Below are 16,637 nucleotides of genomic sequence, written 5' to 3' on the forward strand. Positions count from 1 at the left end.
CCGTTTCGCCTTGTTGTCGGTGTCGGCCGGCGCAAGAAACGGTTGACAACGGCACGTGAGTGGGCTGGCCAAAGCAAGCGATCGCCGAAAGGAATGTTGACGCCAATGTAGCGTCAACATGCTGATAAATATACGAAAGGCAATGAAGAGAAACTGGCGGGGCGCCGCTTTGACTACAACCTTTAAGTTCTTGTTTTCCCTAAAGCGGCTTGTCGGCTGACATAGAATCGTGTCTCTACTTCCAGACGGAAACAATGCGTCAGACGCGAAGAAACCGTTTTGAAGAGCTCACGATGTTAAAAACCGCGAATCCCCAGTTTGAAAACGAGACGACGTCCGAGCGTATCACACGTCAGGCGACTGCGCTTTCGGACCGGTTGCGCGCCGTCGGTGAGATCGCTTTTCCGCCGAAGGCGATGAAAACCCTCAGGTCGTTTACCTCAGGGGAGGTCGCGCAGATCGTTGGGGTCTCGGACGGTTATCTCCGGCAATTGTCCTTGGACGGTCTCGGGCCGATGCCGGAACTGGGGACCGCTGGTCGCCGTTCTTATACGCTGCGCCAGATCAACGAGCTTCGCGCCTATCTTGCCGAAGCGCGCCCGAAGGAAGCGCTGAAGTTCTGGCCGCGCCGCCGCGAAGGCGACAAGCTCCAGATCATCAGCGTTGCCAACTTCAAGGGCGGCTCGGCCAAGACAACGTCGTCGCTTTACCTCGCACAGGGGCTGGCGCTGCAGGGTTACCGCGTTCTGGCGATCGACCTCGATCCCCAGGCATCCCTGTCTGCCATGTTCGGTTATCAGCCCGAATTCGACATTGCCGAAAATACCACTCTTTACGGCGCGATCCGGTACGACGACGAGCGGGTCGGCATGCGTTCGGTGATCCGTTCGACCTATTTCGAGGGCATCGACCTGGTCCCGGGCAATCTCGAGCTCATGGAGTTTGAGCACGAAACCCCGCGCGCCATGGGCAAGCGCTCCGGACCAGAGGATCTGTTCTTCCGCCGCGTCGCAGCCGCGATCAATGAAGTCGAGGCGGACTACGATGTCGTTGTCATCGACTGCCCGCCACAACTCGGCTTCCTGACCATGGGCGCTCTCAATGCGGCAACCGGCATGCTGGTGACGATCCACCCGCAGATGGTTGATGTCGCCTCGATGAGCCAGTTCCTATTGATGACCGCCGATCTGATCGCTGTCATCGAGGACGCCGGCGCGCACCTGAACTATGACTTCATGAAGTTCGTCGTGACCAGACATGACCCGCGCGACGTGCCCGAACAGGAGATCGTCGGACTGTTGCGCGACCTCTTCGGCAGCGATGTCCTCAAGGCCACGGCCTGGAAGTCGACGGCGATTGCAAATGCCGGCCTCACCAAGCAGTCGCTGTTCGAATTGTCGAAAGGTGCCGTCGGGCGGTCCGTCTATGATCGCGCCATGGAATCCGTCAATTCGGTCAACACCGAGGTGATCGACCTGATTTCGCAGGTATGGCAGCGATGAGTGATTGCGTCTTCCCCTTGCTAGAATTCATTCCCCTTGGGCGGGATGCGTTGTCTGCAGACAACACCTCGCCCCTATCGAGGAGGTCCTTCCATTGAGCAAGCGCACCCAGTCCATTCGCTCGATGTTTGCCGGGCAGAGCGAGCACGCCGTTGACAATGACGTCAAGCGGCCGTCGCTGCCACGCGTGAGTTCCGGCGCAGTGCGCTCACTCAAGGACACCTTCTCCGACGTCGAGAAGGAGTATGAAGTTCTTCGCGCGAAGCTTGCTTCGGGCCAGATCGCCGTGGAGATCGACCCTTCTCTGATCGATCCCTCGCCTCTTGCTGACCGCTTCAGCGAGCAGGACGCAGTCAGTTTCGAGGCGTTGAAGACCTCGATCCGGGAAAGGGGGCAGGAAATTCCCGTCCTCGTCCGTGAGCACCCTTCGGTTACCGGCCGCTACCAGAGCGCCTACGGGCATCGCCGCATTCGCGCCGCTCGTGCACTCAATATCCCCGTTAGGGCCTATGTGCGCACGCTGACCGATGAAGATCTGGTCGTTGCGCAAGGGGTGGAGAACTCTGCCCGCGAAGACCTTAGCTTCATCGAACGTGCGGTTTTTGCGGGGCGTTTGGAGGATGCAGGATTTGCCCGAGCGCTGATCCAGTCGGCACTTTCCGTCGACCGGGCTGAAGTTTCCAAGCTTGTCGCTGTTGCGCGCGCGCTGCCAGGTGAACTTGTTGACGCGATCGGGCGTGCGCCGAAGATTGGTCGCGGCCGCTGGCAGTCGCTCGTCGATGCGATCGGCAACGAGGCGGCATTGAAGCGTGCCCTGGCTGTTGCAACGAAGCCCGGCTTTGCGACACGGGAAACGGACGACCGCTTTATGGTTGCGTTTACGGCGGCCACCAAATCAGAAGAGGGGCCGGCCGCTCAGCTTGCGCCTGAGGTCGTTACCACCGGATCAGGCGCCGAAATCGGAAAGGTGGCCACGACCGACAAGCAATGGCGCCTGTCGATCCGGCGCGATCGCAATGACGGATTTGCAGATTATCTGACGGCGAAATTGCCCGAGCTGTTTGAAGCTTACGAGGCTGCGCTGACGGAAAAGCAGAGCAGCGCCGAATAAGGCGCCGTACTGAAGACTGAAAATTTAGAGGAGCAGCACCGGCGAAAGAAAAAAGGCCCCCGAAACACCGTCTCCGAAGGCCCTTTCTCGTCATTTGGCGATTTCGAGATTCGCACTTCCGGGATTCACAGTCAAGACTCTCTCAAGAGATTTGGCACCGTTTCGGTGACCGTTAGTTCTTTGCCTGAAAAAAGGTAAGGCTGAAATGGACAGGTTATCCGTAACGACGCCATTCGGGCGGCGGCCGATGTCGCTTGCCCTGGTGAAGGGACAGATCAGATCGTCCGGCATCAAAGCCGGAAAGACCGTGGACAAGTGGAAGGTCCTTCGCGACGTATGCGGGGCAAGGACGCTTCTTGGTGTCCAGGACCGTGCTCTGGCTGTGCTGAACGCACTGCTGTCGTTCTATCCGCAAAGCGAATTGGCCGAGGGTAAGGACCTCATCGTGTTTCCGTCGAACGCGCAGCTGACCCACCGTGCCAACGGCATCGGCGGCAGCACGCTTCGCCGCAGCCTCGCTACATTGGTCAATGCGGGCCTGGTTTCGCGCAAGGACAGCCCGAACGGCAAGAGATACGCACGCAAAGACGGCGAGGGCGGCATCGAACAGGCCTATGGCTTCGACCTCGCGCCGCTGTTGGCCCGCTCGGAAGAACTGGCAGGAATGGCGCAGGAAGTTGCGGCCGAACGCCGACGGTTTCTGATCGCCAAGGAGCGTGTCTCCTTGTGCCGCCGAGACATTCGCAAGCTGATTACCGCGGCGATCGAAGAGAGGGCCGCCGGCGATTGGGCTCATGTCGAAGACATATTTGTCGCGCTCGTCGCACGAATTCCACGCTCGCCGAGCCTCAAGGACTTAGCCGCCATCGCCGACGAATTGACGCTTTTGCACGAAGAAGTCGTCAACATGCTGGATGATAACGAACTTTCCGGAAATATGACTGGCAATGCTGTTCTATTTGAGCAGCACATACAGAATACAGAATCCGAATCCTTTAATGAACTTGAACCTAGCTCTGAAAAAGAGCAGGGCGAAAAGCCGGGTGCAGAGACTGGAGCAAAGCCGAAGGGCTTGCAGCCATTCCCGTTGGAGATGGTCTTGCGGGCCTGCCCGGAGATCAAACCGTTCGGGCCAAACGGCGAAGTTTCGAGTTGGCGCGACCTCATGATGGCGGCCGTGACGGTCCGCTCGATGCTTGCGGTCAGCCCGTCGGCCTATGAGGAGGCGTGCGAGGTAATGGGCCCGGCAACGGCAGCATCTGTGGTGGCCTGCATCTACGAGCGATCAGGTCACATCAATTCGGCCGGCGGCTATCTCAGAGATCTGACGAACCGGGCACGTCGCGGAGAGTTCTCGATTGGGCCGATGCTGATGGCACTGCTTCGCGGGGCGCCGACATCCAATCTGGCTTACGCGTCGTGAGCCGCCGTGCGGATGGGCACAGCTGTTTTCGGCTCGAAGCTTCCCTTTGAGAGCTGCACTTGGTGAGTGTCGGAAACAGCGAAGCCATCGCCTCCACAGGGGGTTGCCGCACCAGGGGGCCGGCCGTCTTTCCGCAAGGTTGGCAGACCGGTCGCGGTACGGCGATCGGTTGTCGTCACTACAGCACCTGACCTCCCCTCCTCCATTTTCGCCGCGGTAGGGAATGCCGTTAGTGCGATGGCTGCGACATCATCGGCAGATAGACTGTCGGAGTTGAGGGCTTGTTGCCAGCAAGCTCGCTTCCGGCAAGCAGATAGGCCGAAAGCGCCAAGACCGAGATGAGTAATATGCCAATGGGCAGGCCGGCGGAGGGGTGACGTTCGGGCTTCAGATAGTTTCTATCATCCATCATAGCGACCTCCATTTGCACGACCGGAACGGGGAAAGGGTGCAGCTGGTTCCCGGGAAACGGGCGGAGCCGAGGGACAGGTTCTTGGAATTTGCGACTGGTGACATTCTAGCACCAGGACCGGCGGATCACCTGAGACCGCAGGTAGCATGAGGACTGGATGTCAGGATTGTTCGCGCTCTGTTCTTAGCTATTTCGGGCGTCATCCAAAGAGGCGAAGCGGAAATGTGTTTACACAGGCAATTCCGCGTCCTGGCCGTTCAAAAGCAGATCCGAAAATCCGCGCGTCGCGTTGCGCTATGCGGAAGCCGGTGTTCCGGCTGGAGGCGCCGTGACCCGTCATCCCAAATGGCTGACGGGTTGCGAACTCGCGGGCGTCTGTTACTTGCGCGGCGCGCATTTATAAACAAGTTGCCCTGTGCCGACGGTTCCCAACAACTGACAAGATTGTACGGCTCGTCCGTGTCACATTCGTTCGCCAGGCAATTGGCTGGTTGGCTTTACTCAACCGGCGATCACCGGATCGGCCGCTTTCGCGAACGTCGAGATGCGTACATCCATCTGCTTCCACCGGCCGGGCGGGATCGGCTTTGGGCTCGAGCCGCGGACGAACGGCACCTTGACGCAATTGAAGGAGACATGGGTGCTTCGCTTCACGAACCCGATATGTTTGAAACGCCAGTTGGAAGGTCCCGGCGTGAGTCGTCAGTGTGCCAACCGTCTGATCGCTGTCGCGGCATAGCCGCTCAAGGATCGCCCGTCGCGCCGGATCTGCGGCGCTTTGAACAGGACTTGGTGCACTAGGTCCGCTCGCGGTCTGTCGATCTAAGTAACTACCGCCGAGCTTTGTGTGAAGGAAATCGGTCGCTGCACAGTCCGATGATCATCGTCACACCAGCGGTGTCGCGCCGGAAGATCTCTTGCCGATCGATGCCGTCATGGTTTCACCATGTGTCGATTTCCGCGTGGATACGACGACCGGGCTGAAAGTACTTACCGATCTCGTTGGCACTTGCACTATTTAGCCCGTTGGTGGCGTGGGGCAGCCTTCCACCGCGACATCGCCGCAAAGCCCGAGGCAACCTGACGCTCGTTGGCGTTGTTACACTCGTGGGCCGCCGAAGCCACCTGGGTTAGAACTGCAGGAAACACAGAAGGTGCAGACGATGACAGAAAGCAACAGGAAAAGTGTCGCGAGAGATTCGCCGAGATGGGCAACGTATCCTTTTGCTCGCGGAATTGTGACGATGCTTGTGCGATAGAATTTCGGCGATGGCCGGCCAGAGATACCTGGCCTCGCCCGGATACCAGGGGGTTGAAAAGTGCGCTCTGACTCGCCGCTTGAAGTCTATGAAAATGGCACCGATCGACCAAGGGTTATCCGTCAATGATCATGAATTCATTGGTCGGCAGCTTTGCCCTCAAGCGCATCCTGGACCGATATCGCGCGCTACAGTTTCGGCAAGTGGCCACCGTGTGCAGCCGCGATTAAATGCGGGCATGGAAATGGCAATGTTGATTTCAGCATGGCCGGCCGATCTACCGGACGCCAATGCGTCAGCGGCGGCCTCGTTTCCATTGACATAAGCTCATCCCATTCGCCCGCTCGACGGGCCAGGTATTTTGGCGACAGGTCGATCTTTGCGCTGCAATTCTTTGAAAGTCGCCGCTAACCGGATTGTTGCGGAGTGATATCTGCTGGCTGCTGCCAGGATTTTGCCGGCGATGCGAAAGCGGTATTGGTCATGTTCCGCGATTTTGGCGTCCAGATATCGCGCAAGGACACTCGTGTGTTGTTGACTGCGCAACGCTAACTATGTGTTTCTGCGAGAAATAAGTTTCGTAACGGAAGTAAATATAGGATTTACTTCCGCCACACGCACGCCGGCGAAACACGGCGGATACTGTAGCGTTTGGCTATGGCAGGCGAATCCGGGCAGAATGCCCTTGAAACAACGTTCATCGGCACCAATTTTCGTTTGTCCCACCCCTGCAACATGGCAGGCCGCGAAGTGCCGGAGGTGCCGTGTTGCATGGACGCAAGCATTTCTCGACTGTTGGTAGTTCGAAAAGATCCCGTCACTACGCGCCGCCGGAGGTGACTTTTCGTTAGGACGTTCCCGCGCCTTCCAATTGGAAGGTTCATCGGTACCATCAGGTAGCGACCTTTCACCCTTGCCACTACAGGCATGATGGTTTCCATTTATTCGAACGAGCCGACAGGACATTGCCCACGCGGCAATCCGGCGCGCGCAGGGGTCAATCACCGGTTTCCGAAAACCCGATATCTCGGCGCATCCGGCTCGAAAGGCCATTCCTCCAGTTGCTCAGCCGTTGGTGCGGCCAAGTCGATAGAACGAGCCAAAGGGCGGTTCTCCAGACGAAAGGACGGCAGTGTTTGTCGAGCGATGGCGGCAGAGTACCGGCGAGCAAGAATTCTTTTCGAAAATTCTTTTTCACGCATGGTGTTTAGTCCGGTGCTGCGGACGCGATCGGATGCTCTGAAGATTTGTGGAGGCTTGGGCGCACGGGATTTCGGTTCCGGCGGCGTCACAAGTGCAAACTGCAGGCGTCGACGTTGGCTACCGGAAGCGGCGCACGCGCTCTGTTGAGCGCCATCAGCCGTCCTCCATTGACATTGACGCGCTGAGTAATGCCCGGGCGGCAGAACCAATCTTGAGTCCAGATTGGAATGCTCCGGCGCGACTCTCAAAAGGCCGGATCCGAAAGTGTCGGATTGCAGCCGCAACACGCGCTGGCTTGCGATCGTGCGTCTCACCAGCATCGTGATTGGACAGCGCCACCGACTAGGAACAGGCTAGTGCCGGGCTGGCTTTCGTAACGTCGTTTGATTGGAGGCGACAATGAAGCATCACACCTTAGAGCAGCTGCAGAACATCGCGCAGATAGAGCCATTCTTCGGTGCGCACGAGATGACGCGCCGCCAGCGACTGGAACGTTGGGTCGAGTTGTTGGAGGATATTCGGCATAGGCACCTCGATACGCTTCATGAAACCGAATTCCAGTTCAGTGACGAGCGAAATGCGCTGCGTAGCGACTACTCTCCGATAACGGTCGCCTTCCGCGATCCGGTTCTCCATGCGGCCGGCATGGAGAACGATACCTATGGCGAGGCGAAACGGTTCTTCGAGATCTGTGACGAAGAGCTGCATGACATCGTCTGCTACTGCCGCTTCGGCACGACAGTGAGCGCGGCCTCCGCGGCGCGGCAGGTCCGGGCTTTGCTTTCGGATCGGCCGAAGAGCTTCTGGTCGGCGGTGGCTGCATTTTTTATCGCCTAGGCCCGCACCGCGGCCGCGGTTTGTAACCGATCGAGGTGCTAGTCGAGTGGCGCCAGCCCTTTCCGTGCGGGGCGTATTGACCCAGTTCCGCGCAAATGTTGTGCGCTTAAATGTATCGTGTGGGAATGGTCAGCGTGCCCTTGGATGTCGTGCCCTGAACTGGGTTCGCGTCAGGCTTCCAATAGGCCGGGCGCCGCGCGGCCTATTGGAAGGGTTGTTCCCGGAATCGGGTCAGTTGCGCAGGTTGTCAGCCGACATCTTGCCTGATTTGCGGTCCTCGACCAGGTCGTAACTGATCTTCTGTCCATCGTTCAGACCGCGCATGCCGGCGCGCTCGACGGCGGAAGCATGGACGAAGACGTCCGTACCGCCATCGTCGGGCTGGATGAAGCCGTAGCCCTTCGTCGAGTTAAACCACTTCACGGTACCAGTCGCCATAACGTTCCCCTTTGTCAGTCAGCCTTGGAACCTGGGGTTCGCTCGGCGTTTGTTGCGCCATCGAAACTAGCCCATCGGGCGGAGAAGGGAAGAGGGTGCTCCAAATTTATGTAGTTTGCGCCGGTTCCTTTTTGCGCTTGCTCTAACAGCGCGACAGATAGCCAGCAAAGCTTCCGGATCAAGTTGGCATCAATGGTTGACTTGTTGTCTGCAGACAACAAATGGCTGGGGCCACACCCACGATTTTTGAGGCATTAACGCGGATGCGTGTACGCTATCGTTCGGAAGGTAGTCCGACCTTCGATGTTGTCTGCAGACAACAAAAGCAAGACCGTGCCATTGCCGGGCCAAATGGAACGTAAGGTTCGCAGCCTTGCTCTGCCCTCTTGGTGCGCATGGACGCGGGGTGGGAGATCATTGGGCGAATCTGCGCCGCGAAGTGTATCAGGAAGGCAAGTGCGATAACGCGTGTTGAGTGCGGTCGCGCTCGACGCTGCTGCTGTATTGCGTGCGTTGAGCGGCGTGCGAAAATCTGTACTCCACTCCACTCCACTCCACTCCACTCCACTCCACTCCACTCCAATCGGTCGAACCGTCGTTGTTCGTTCTTTCACTGATTGACGAACGCGTGACTTTTAGGTTTTCGAGGGCTTGGACCGTGGACGATGTTGTCAGCAGACAACATCGGACGAATCGGACGGTCCCAACGGCAGGCTGATGAAGGGAATTGTTAGCCGGGATGCAAGTGGGGCTATGCGTGCTGCGCGTGCCGATCATTGTCGTCTGCGACGGTCACGGATGAGCTCTAGGTGACCGGTCAAGAAGGAATGTTGTCTGCAGACAACAACGCCACTTCCATTCCTGTAGGTATGCTTTGAGGTGGGCGGACGATGGCCATCTCGCGAGCGTTGTTTTAGATCGCCGTGGAACCTGAGATTCTCGTCTGCGTTGTTTTCAGTGGAAAGGAGGCTTCCAATGCAAGATGACACAGCTAAAACCGTCATGGATCGACGCCTCGCCCCAGGCAGTCAGAAGTATGAGGTTTGCTACTTCGCAAAGAAGCATGGCATCAAGGAAAGCGATGCACGACGCATTATCAAACAGCATGGTCGTGATCGAGACGCCGCTGACAGGGCAGCAAGTCGGCTAAGGGGCTAATTGGCCATGGATCACGGGTTAGTAGCCGGCGTAGCTGTGGGCGCAGTCATCGGAGCCGCTCTCGAAGATATCCCTATCGCTATCGCGATTGGCATCGCGGACGGCGCAGCTGTTCACCGACGCGAGATCTCTCTTGCCGAGGAGACGATTTTGGCGGTCTCGCTACAAGTTGCGAGGGCCCGCGAGCCATTACGGCGATAAAGGATCTTCACGATGGCGGGAGGGGAATGGCCAGCTTGATATCAACCGTGGCTCATCCAAAGGATTGGCATCAGATGGTGCTCGGGGAGGCCATGCCTCGCGAAGTTTCGATATTGATACGCTGTCCTTCCAAAAGAGGCGCGGGATCGTTTGTCAAACTGCTTGCATTTGCGGCCAGTAATGCTGGCATCAGGTCATTGGATCTTCCTCCTGGAAGCGGGACTTCGGCGTTGTCCGTGCATGCGATAGCTCTTCGCTTCATTGGTGTGCGCGCGACGTCATCGGACCGTCTTGCAGAGGCGGGTCGTGAGAAGAGCCTTGGTATGGGCAAAGTCATTTTACGTCGACGCAGTGGTCCCTATTCTGCTGGGATCTGGTCGACAGTGCTTCATTCGACCGCCAGAGACCCTTGTCCCGTCATCAGCCGACTGATCCGGTTCCCCTTTGAAATCTGCTGAACTCTGATGTAGGTTTGTTTCGGCGAAACACGATGATCGGCTCTCAGGTCAACCGGCCGCGACTTCGGAGAGACGAAAGCGAAGGCGTCCTGACCTAAGCTCATTACGGAGCGCCAGTTAAAAATTGGCACTCGTTGCGTCTGTTAGGGCACTGCAAAACTTGCCTCTCGCTCACAAAATGCGAGCTTACGAGGGGGGTTGGGGGCCTTCAGTGGAAGTAATCAATCAACGGATAGCTTCGCGTGTCGTCCGAGTGATGGAAGTGAATGCTATCATTGCTTCCGTATGGGCTTATTTCACTGTTAATTCATATTGTTAATAACGTATGCAATTGCACAAGCAACCTGCAAAAAGGGCACCTTTAAGCATTCACGCTGAACCAATGGTCGATAGAAGCGCGCGCTGAGTGTTAGGCAGGGAGGAGGCTCTGGGTTCACTTGGGCTTTCGACGTCCGGGGCGGTTGGCCTCCTGACAGTAGCCACAACCGCATCCTAGAGATCCGGCGCTCCACGTTCGATCGTTCTGCTGGCTGGGACGCGTTGCCGCTGAAATCGCTGACGCCGCCAATCGTTGGCTCTTTGATGTGGTCGCTGCCCTTTGTCTCCTACAAGCCTTCGATTCCCCTTCAGCGTCGCGCCGCCGTGGTGACCAAGTTCAAGATTCTGGCGCGTCGCTGGCGAGGCGTCTGTGGGTTTCGGCATCTGGCCCAGTCCGAGCGCGGGCCCCGCGGCTTGGTCAGACCCGGTAAGCGGGACGCCGCCTGATCGAGAGGCGCACCAACGCCCCGGAGGTCATGGACGTGCCGGCAGTGGAACAGGTGGTCACCACGACCCCGTCCAAGGCGGCCCAGCTCACGCTGTTCTGATCCTCACGCTGCTGGCATTCTCGCAATCGGTCCCGTTCGGGAACCCTGCTCGGACGGGCCTTTTCGTTGCCATTCTGAGCATGAACACCACGGCGGCCGCAGCGGCGGCCATTCTTTAGCGGTGCGTGCGCGCCGGCGCCCTACAGCATCGCAACCGATGACGGGGTTTCGCCCTGACAACGCGCCGCCCGACCGCCACCAGGTCGCCCATTTCCGTGAGGCCCGCGGAGATCCGCAGCAGCTGGCGCCTCAATGCGAATTCGTGGGGCTGACCCGACCGACAATTCCGCCGGGTTTTCCTCACCAGGTTCGCAAGCCCGCAACGAGGGCGATAGAGCCCGGCAATAATCCGGCGATCGCGCAGCATGAGTAATCGGCTCTTTCAGGGCCGTGCGGCGTAGGGGAGCAGGCTGCTACAGGCCGCGGCGCAGGCAAGGGCGAGCCCTCCTACACGTCCGTTTCGGCCCTGCGGGTGCCCGCGCCGCTCGTGGCCTTCCGCTGCTGGAAGCTCCCGCCGCTAAGGCGGTCCAGAAAGGAGCCACTCATGCAAACCAAGCGCGACACCCATCAGATTATCACCGACACCATTCTCGCGGCCCTCGAAAACTGCGGGCCTTGCGAGCGTCCCTGGGTCGGCCAGGCGCTGACCATGCCGGTCAACGCCGTGTCAGGCCACGAATACCGCGGCACAAATGTTGTCATGCTGTGGGTCGCCGCCCAAGAGGCCGGCTACGCGGAAAATCAATGGGCGACCTTCAAACAGTGGTCCGAGAAGGGCGCGCGCGTCCGTAAGGGCGAGAAAGCTACCCCGGTCATCTGGTTCAAAATGCTCGACCGCAAGGGCGACGACGCCGGCGCCGATGACGAGGATAGCCGACACATTCCCTGCGCCCGCCTGAGCTGGGTGTTCAACACCGCCCAGGTCGATGGCTACCAGCCCGAGAAGGCGCGCTCGCCCAAGGACAACCAAGTCTTCCCGATCGGGTTGGCCGATGCGCTGATTGCCGCAACCTGCGCAAAGATCCGCCACGAGGGCGCGCGGGCCTTCTACCGGCCCAGCACCGACGAAATCGTGCTGCCCCCACGATACCTGTTCACCGGCACGTCCACCAGCAGCGCCACCGAGGCGTACTATGGCGTCGCTCTTCATGAGTTGACGCATTGGACTGCACCGCGCCTCGAGCGCGAGTTTGGCAAGCGCTTCGGGGATGACGCCTACGCTGCCGAAGAACTGGTCGCCGAACTCGGTGCAGCGTTCCTCTGCGCCCGACTGGGCGTTTCGGTCGAGCCGCGTGCCGACCACGCCAAGTACCTCGCCAGCTGGATCAAGATCCTGAAAGATGACCGCAAGGCGATCATCACCGCCGCCAGCAAGGCAGCTGAGGCGAGCGACTACCTCCTGGCCTTTAAAGGCGAAACCGAAGCGAGGAAGGCAACCTAACGGTTGCCTGTCCCTTCGCCTCACATGCACGGGCTTGCCTCCGGTGCGGCAAACTCGCACCGACGATCGTTGAGGGGAATAGCCCGGAAGGGTTCGGGATCGCACTTCATGAGCAGCCGAGAGATTTCGCCCTGCCCGATGCTGGCCCGCATCAATTGGGAGTTTTGCGACGATGGCTCATATCGGCAACAGGGCGTCGGGCTTTACATCTGCCACGGATGCATAGGTATGGGTCTCCCTTACACCGGGCAAGGGCAGTATCACCCGCTCCAGAAAGTCCTGAAACATGGACATGTCGGCAATTCTCGCTTTTACGAGATAATCGAAGCCGCCGATGACCATGTGGCATTCCAGAACTTCCGACGCTTTTGAAATTGCCTCGGAGAACCGCTCGAAAACATGCGGAGCGGTGTGATCGAGGCGGACCTGAATGAAAACCACTGTTCCCCGACCAACCTTTTGCGGGTCGAGGATCGCCCTGACGGCCTTTACGTAACCCTCCCGGAACAGACGTTTGACGCGCTGGCTGGCCCCGGTCGGGGACAAGCCGACCCGGTTCGCCAGTTCGAGCGTGGTACGGCGCCCGTCTTCCTGCAGCAGCCTTAGCAGGTTCCGGTCGATAGCGTCGAGTTCGGCAACTTCGTGTTTCACGCAGACTGATCCAAGATTGAGTGATATTCACTTCAAGAATACCGGAATCAATATATTCAGACACGCATGCTTGAGCAATACGATGTGATCGTTGTGGTTTGGTTCTTTCGGTCACCTACCAATAGCCAGACCGGGTCCCTGCCCTCCCGGAGGCAAGTGTGCGTATTGTGATATTTGCAGACAGTGACGGCAGCAAACGGATTGCGATCGTAGCGGGGGTGGCGTTCGTCGCGATTACCACGGTGCAATTCGTTGCCGCTCGCTTCAGCTTGCGCGAACATCTGGCGGCCGCCGATATCGTGGGCTTGCGATTTGCCGGCGCTCTTTTCGTCTTCCTGCCGGTGCTATGGAAGACCGGCACGGCAAAGCTGAGGGTACTCGGTTGGCGCAAAGCCGGTCTGTTGGCACTGCTGGTGGGGTTACCCTACACCCTGATCATCAATCAGGGGCTTACCCATGCCCCGGCTGCCCATGCTGCGGCCCTGTCTCCCGCCTCCATCGTCTTCTTCTCGTTCCTGCTCTCTCGCGTCGTGTTCAAGGACAAGGTTTCCCGCGCGCGTCATCGGCATTATCGCGATAATCGGCGGACTGCTTTTGTTTGTTTCCCACACAAGCGTCGATTCAGGCGACACACTTCGCGGCGATCTGCTCTTTGCGGGATCAGGGATCATGTTCGCGGCCTATGCCGTGCTGGTGAGGCTCTGGTCCGTCGACGCGATAACGGCGACGATCGCGGTTGTCCTCTTCTCCTGCTTGCCGCTGCCCTTGTTGTACACTGTGGCGCCGAGTGGACTGGGGGCCGCATCCATAGCCGAGATCGCAACGCAATTCGTGATCCAGGGCTTCCTTGCCGGTGCGGTTGCGATCGTTCTCTACACGTATACGGTTCATCAACTCGGCCCGCGACAGGCTTCGCTGTTCATGCCGTGCATTCCAGTGACGACGGCCGTGATCGGCATCGTGGTTCTCGATGAATTACTGACCCTCCCCCAGTTCATCGCGATCGCTGCCATAGCATTTGGAATGGTTTTTCCAATGCTGCAAAAATCCTGAGATTCGCTACAAGATGACGGGCGTGGAGATCTCAAAGGACATCGATCAGCGGCTTTGTCTGACACTTCCTCCCTCCCGGCGACCGGTCGTGACCGAACGTTTTCGTTTGGCGCGATGGACGCAGCCGTCTCGTCAGGTGGTCGACACCGTATTCGCGGACCGTCGCGCCTGCGGAAGCTGATCGAGCCTACCACGCCGATTGGGAGGGGAGATTCGTCAGTGTTTGCCATTGCCATGTCCCTCTCACTTGCTGTTGACGGCGCTCCCTCCGCGGGCTCGATGAGGCATGTCTGACCGGAGATCGGCTGCGCCTCGATCGTCCTCCCGCAACGGCAAGTCGCAGTTTTCTTACCCCTGTCAGCTGCGCCGCCATTCCTTGCGCACTAACAAAACTGCGACTTGCCGCCCTCCATTCCATTCCGGCCCTATGGGTGCGGACCGATCGTCCCCGGTCCTTGCGACAGCCATCGAGGCCGCAATGGTGCGGCCCGACACAGCGAAAGGAACTTGGACATGGCAACCATCGGCACCTTCACCTCCACCGAAAACGGCTTCAACGGTTCGATCCGCACCCTCGCACTCAACGTCAAGGCTCGAATTGCCCGGGTCGAAAACCCCTCCGACAAGGGCCCGCATTTCCGCATCTACGCCGGTAACGTCGAACTGGGCGCGGCCTGGCAGAAGACTTCCGATCAGGGCCGCGACTATCTTTCGGTGAAGCTCGACGACCCGAGCTTCTCAGCTCCGATCTACGCCACGCTCGCCGAGGTCGAAGGCGAGGACGGCTACCAGCTGATCTGGCCCCCCCCCAACCGAGTTGGGGGAGCCGCCGGCCCCGCCGCAAGGCAGGGCCGATGCACACAGCATTTACAGCAGTGCTGTAAATGCTGTATTGCTGGCATAGGCGCTATAGTCGACCTGGCGCAGACACCATGGAGATCAGCATGCCCCGTTCCAGTGGTTCATATTCAACGAGCGATCTTTCCCGAAAATCCGGCGATATTATCGCGGAGGCCTTGCGGCATCCGGTGACGATCACACAGCGCAACAAGCCGCGCCTAGTCCTTCTGAACATCGATGACTATGAGCGGCTGATGCGGCAATCCGACGCGCGGTCGGTGGGCACACTCGACACAATGTCGCGTGAGTTGCTCGACGAATTCGAGGCGGCGGTAGACGCCTATGAGGATAGCGACGAGGCCAGCCGATGAGCGGCTACGACGACATCCAGACCGCGACGGTGATCCGCTATCCCTATCTCTGGGCGAGGGAGGCCGGTAAGGGTGAGACTGAGGGCCGCAAGGATCGCCCGGTCGCAGTTGGCGTAAGACTCTCTCGTCCTAATGGAGATTTGGTAGTGTTTTTCCCGATCACCACAAAGCAGCCGGAGAAAGCTCGCTTCGCCGCGGAAATCCCCGCCATCGAGAAACGGCGGGCCGGCCTCGATGCAGATCTGCGCCTCTGGGTCATCCTCGATGAATTCAACAGTCGTCGGCCGCTCATTTTACCTTGAGCCCGAACCACCTATCGGGCGGTTCAGCAAGGCCTTCTTCCTTCCCCTTCTCCGCGAGTTTATCGCGCGTCGAAAGTCGCTTACCGAGATCAGCCGGTCCAAGTAGTGCCCGAAAGATTGACCCGCCGGAGCGCTGGGTTAGGCTGGATCCCACTCTCCGCCGGGAGGAACCATGTGAAGGAGTGGCGGTGCCGACCTTCCAATCTTTCCGATGAGGTTGTGGCGCTCGAAGCCGGTTGATGGTGGATCGCCGGCATGATGACGCCGAGGCACCGCCCGAGGGCTGCTCGGATCTGTCCGGTGGCAAATCATCGACAGCAGGCGACGAAGGCATATGCGTGAGTGCTTTCCGGACCTGCTGCGGCGTCGGGCGGTCACGAAAGCGGCTAACGGCGAATGGGTCGCCGCTGGACCGTGTCGGGGCGATAAAGTCTGCCGGCGAGGACCGCCATCGTCATGTTCCTCCCATTGCAGTCATGGGCCACGTCCTCCGCGGGCTCGATGAGGCATGTCTGATCGGAGAACGGCTCCGCCTCGATCGTCTACCCGCAACGGCCTTCGCAACTTTCTTCCCCTGTCGGAACCAACCCCACTCGACAAGTCGAGCGGGGACCCCGGGTCGCCGCCATTCCTCGCGAAGCAAGAAACTTGCTCCCGGCCGCCCTCCATTTCATTCCGGCCCTTCAGGTGCGGTCCGATCGTCCCCGGTCCTTGCGACAGCCATCGAGGCCGCAATGGTGCGGCCCGACACAGCAAAAGGAACTTGGACATGGCAACCATCGGCACCTTCACCTCCACCGAAAACGGCTTCAACGGTTCGATCCGCACCCTCGCACTCAACGTCAAGGCTCGAATTGCCCGGGTCGAAAACCCCTCCGACAAGGGCCCGCATTTCCGCCTCTACGCCGGTAACGTCGAACTGGGCGCGGCCTGGCAGAAGACTTCCGATCAGGGCCGCGACTATCTTTCGGTGAAGCTCGACGACCCGAGCTTCTCAGCTCCGATCTACGCGACACTTGCGGAAGTCGAAGGTGAAGATGACCTCAAGCTCATCTGGTCCCGGTTGAACCGGGACTGAGACTTAGGTCATGGCCCCGCTACACAGGCGGGG

Annotated in this window: 11 protein-coding genes and 2 pseudogenes; 10 read left to right on the plus strand and 3 right to left on the minus strand. The window is 59.1% G+C overall.

Translation table 11 applies throughout. The annotated features are described in order from the left end of the window. Positions 1-293: 293 nt before the first annotated feature. The 3 genes from repA to repC all read left to right on the plus strand — a co-directional run bounded on the left by repA (position 294) and on the right by repC (position 4,036). Positions 294-1,502: a plasmid partitioning protein RepA gene (gene repA / locus AC244_RS13770; protein ID WP_053249401.1), complete on the plus strand. Its 1,209-nt coding sequence runs from the start codon at positions 294-296 to the stop codon at positions 1,500-1,502. 94 nt (positions 1,503-1,596) lie between these two features. Next, positions 1,597-2,613, plus strand: coding sequence for a plasmid partitioning protein RepB (gene repB, locus AC244_RS13775; RefSeq protein WP_053249402.1), 1,017 nt, complete (start codon positions 1,597-1,599; stop codon positions 2,611-2,613). Between the two features lie 205 nt (positions 2,614-2,818). Further along, complete coding sequence (gene repC, locus AC244_RS13780) at positions 2,819-4,036, plus strand: plasmid replication protein RepC (RefSeq protein WP_053249403.1); 1,218 nt, start codon at positions 2,819-2,821, stop codon at positions 4,034-4,036. Between the two features lie 229 nt (positions 4,037-4,265). Here the strand turns inward: repC and AC244_RS13785 are convergent, their stop codons facing one another. Then, complete coding sequence (locus AC244_RS13785) at positions 4,266-4,448, minus strand: hypothetical protein (protein WP_234716927.1); 183 nt, start codon at positions 4,446-4,448, stop codon at positions 4,266-4,268. A 2,861-nt stretch (positions 4,449-7,309) separates the two neighbouring features. Here AC244_RS13785 and AC244_RS13790 point away from each other — a divergent pair. Next, a complete protein-coding gene (locus tag AC244_RS13790; RefSeq protein WP_053249404.1) occupies positions 7,310-7,747 on the plus strand; it encodes a hypothetical protein in 438 nt (145 codons plus the stop codon). A 231-nt stretch (positions 7,748-7,978) separates the two neighbouring features. Here the strand turns inward: AC244_RS13790 and AC244_RS13795 are convergent, their stop codons facing one another. Beyond that, entirely contained in the window at positions 7,979-8,185 is a 207-nt protein-coding gene (locus AC244_RS13795) for a cold-shock protein (protein WP_053249405.1), read from the minus strand. Positions 8,186-11,412: 3,227 nt separating this feature from the next. Here AC244_RS13795 and AC244_RS13810 point away from each other — a divergent pair. After that, on the plus strand, positions 11,413-12,309 hold the full coding sequence (locus AC244_RS13810; protein ID WP_053249408.1) for an ArdC family protein: 897 nt from the start codon (positions 11,413-11,415) through the stop codon (positions 12,307-12,309). Between the two features lie 177 nt (positions 12,310-12,486). Here the strand turns inward: AC244_RS13810 and AC244_RS13815 are convergent, their stop codons facing one another. Then, positions 12,487-12,960, minus strand: a complete 474-nt coding sequence (locus AC244_RS13815; RefSeq protein WP_053249409.1) for an Lrp/AsnC ligand binding domain-containing protein — start codon at positions 12,958-12,960, stop codon at positions 12,487-12,489. A 669-nt stretch (positions 12,961-13,629) separates the two neighbouring features. Here AC244_RS13815 and AC244_RS38040 point away from each other — a divergent pair. From AC244_RS38040 to AC244_RS13840, 5 genes and pseudogenes are all read left to right on the plus strand, one after another. Beyond that, entirely contained in the window at positions 13,630-14,013 is a 384-nt protein-coding gene (locus tag AC244_RS38040) for a DMT family transporter (protein WP_234716928.1), read from the plus strand. Between the two features lie 513 nt (positions 14,014-14,526). Continuing rightward, a pseudogene (locus tag AC244_RS13825) lies at positions 14,527-14,829 on the plus strand (DUF736 domain-containing protein); the annotation flags it as partial. 128 nt (positions 14,830-14,957) lie between these two features. Continuing rightward, positions 14,958-15,224, plus strand: coding sequence for a type II toxin-antitoxin system prevent-host-death family antitoxin (locus tag AC244_RS13830; protein WP_053249411.1), 267 nt, complete (start codon positions 14,958-14,960; stop codon positions 15,222-15,224). Continuing rightward, positions 15,221-15,632: pseudogene (locus AC244_RS13835) on the plus strand (hypothetical protein). Before AC244_RS13830 ends, AC244_RS13835 begins: the two are co-directional and overlap by 4 nt. Positions 15,633-16,295: 663 nt before the next feature. Continuing rightward, complete coding sequence (locus AC244_RS13840; protein ID WP_053249412.1) at positions 16,296-16,604, plus strand: DUF736 domain-containing protein; 309 nt, start codon at positions 16,296-16,298, stop codon at positions 16,602-16,604. Positions 16,605-16,637: the final 33 nt, after the last annotated feature.

It is taken from the genome of Ensifer adhaerens (assembly GCF_001270265.1).
GTDB classification, from domain to species: Bacteria; Pseudomonadota; Alphaproteobacteria; order Rhizobiales; family Rhizobiaceae; genus Ensifer; species Ensifer adhaerens_B.

Bases quoted from the DNA above. Each gene is read 5' to 3' on its own strand.
- repA (WP_053249401.1), top strand. From the start codon at position 294: ATGTTAAAAACCGCGAATCCCCAGTTTGAAAACGAGACGACGTCCGAG.
- repC (WP_053249403.1), top strand. From the start codon at position 2,819: ATGGACAGGTTATCCGTAACGACGCCATTCGGGCGGCGGCCGATGTCG.
- AC244_RS13785 (WP_234716927.1), bottom strand. From the start codon at position 4,448: ATGATGGATGATAGAAACTATCTGAAGCCCGAACGTCACCCCTCCGCC.
- AC244_RS13790 (WP_053249404.1), top strand. From the start codon at position 7,310: ATGAAGCATCACACCTTAGAGCAGCTGCAGAACATCGCGCAGATAGAG.
- AC244_RS13795 (WP_053249405.1), bottom strand. From the start codon at position 8,185: ATGGCGACTGGTACCGTGAAGTGGTTTAACTCGACGAAGGGCTACGGC.
- AC244_RS13810 (WP_053249408.1), top strand. From the start codon at position 11,413: ATGCAAACCAAGCGCGACACCCATCAGATTATCACCGACACCATTCTC.
- AC244_RS38040 (WP_234716928.1), top strand. From the start codon at position 13,630: ATGTTCGCGGCCTATGCCGTGCTGGTGAGGCTCTGGTCCGTCGACGCG.
- AC244_RS13830 (WP_053249411.1), top strand. From the start codon at position 14,958: ATGCCCCGTTCCAGTGGTTCATATTCAACGAGCGATCTTTCCCGAAAA.
- AC244_RS13840 (WP_053249412.1), top strand. From the start codon at position 16,296: ATGGCAACCATCGGCACCTTCACCTCCACCGAAAACGGCTTCAACGGT.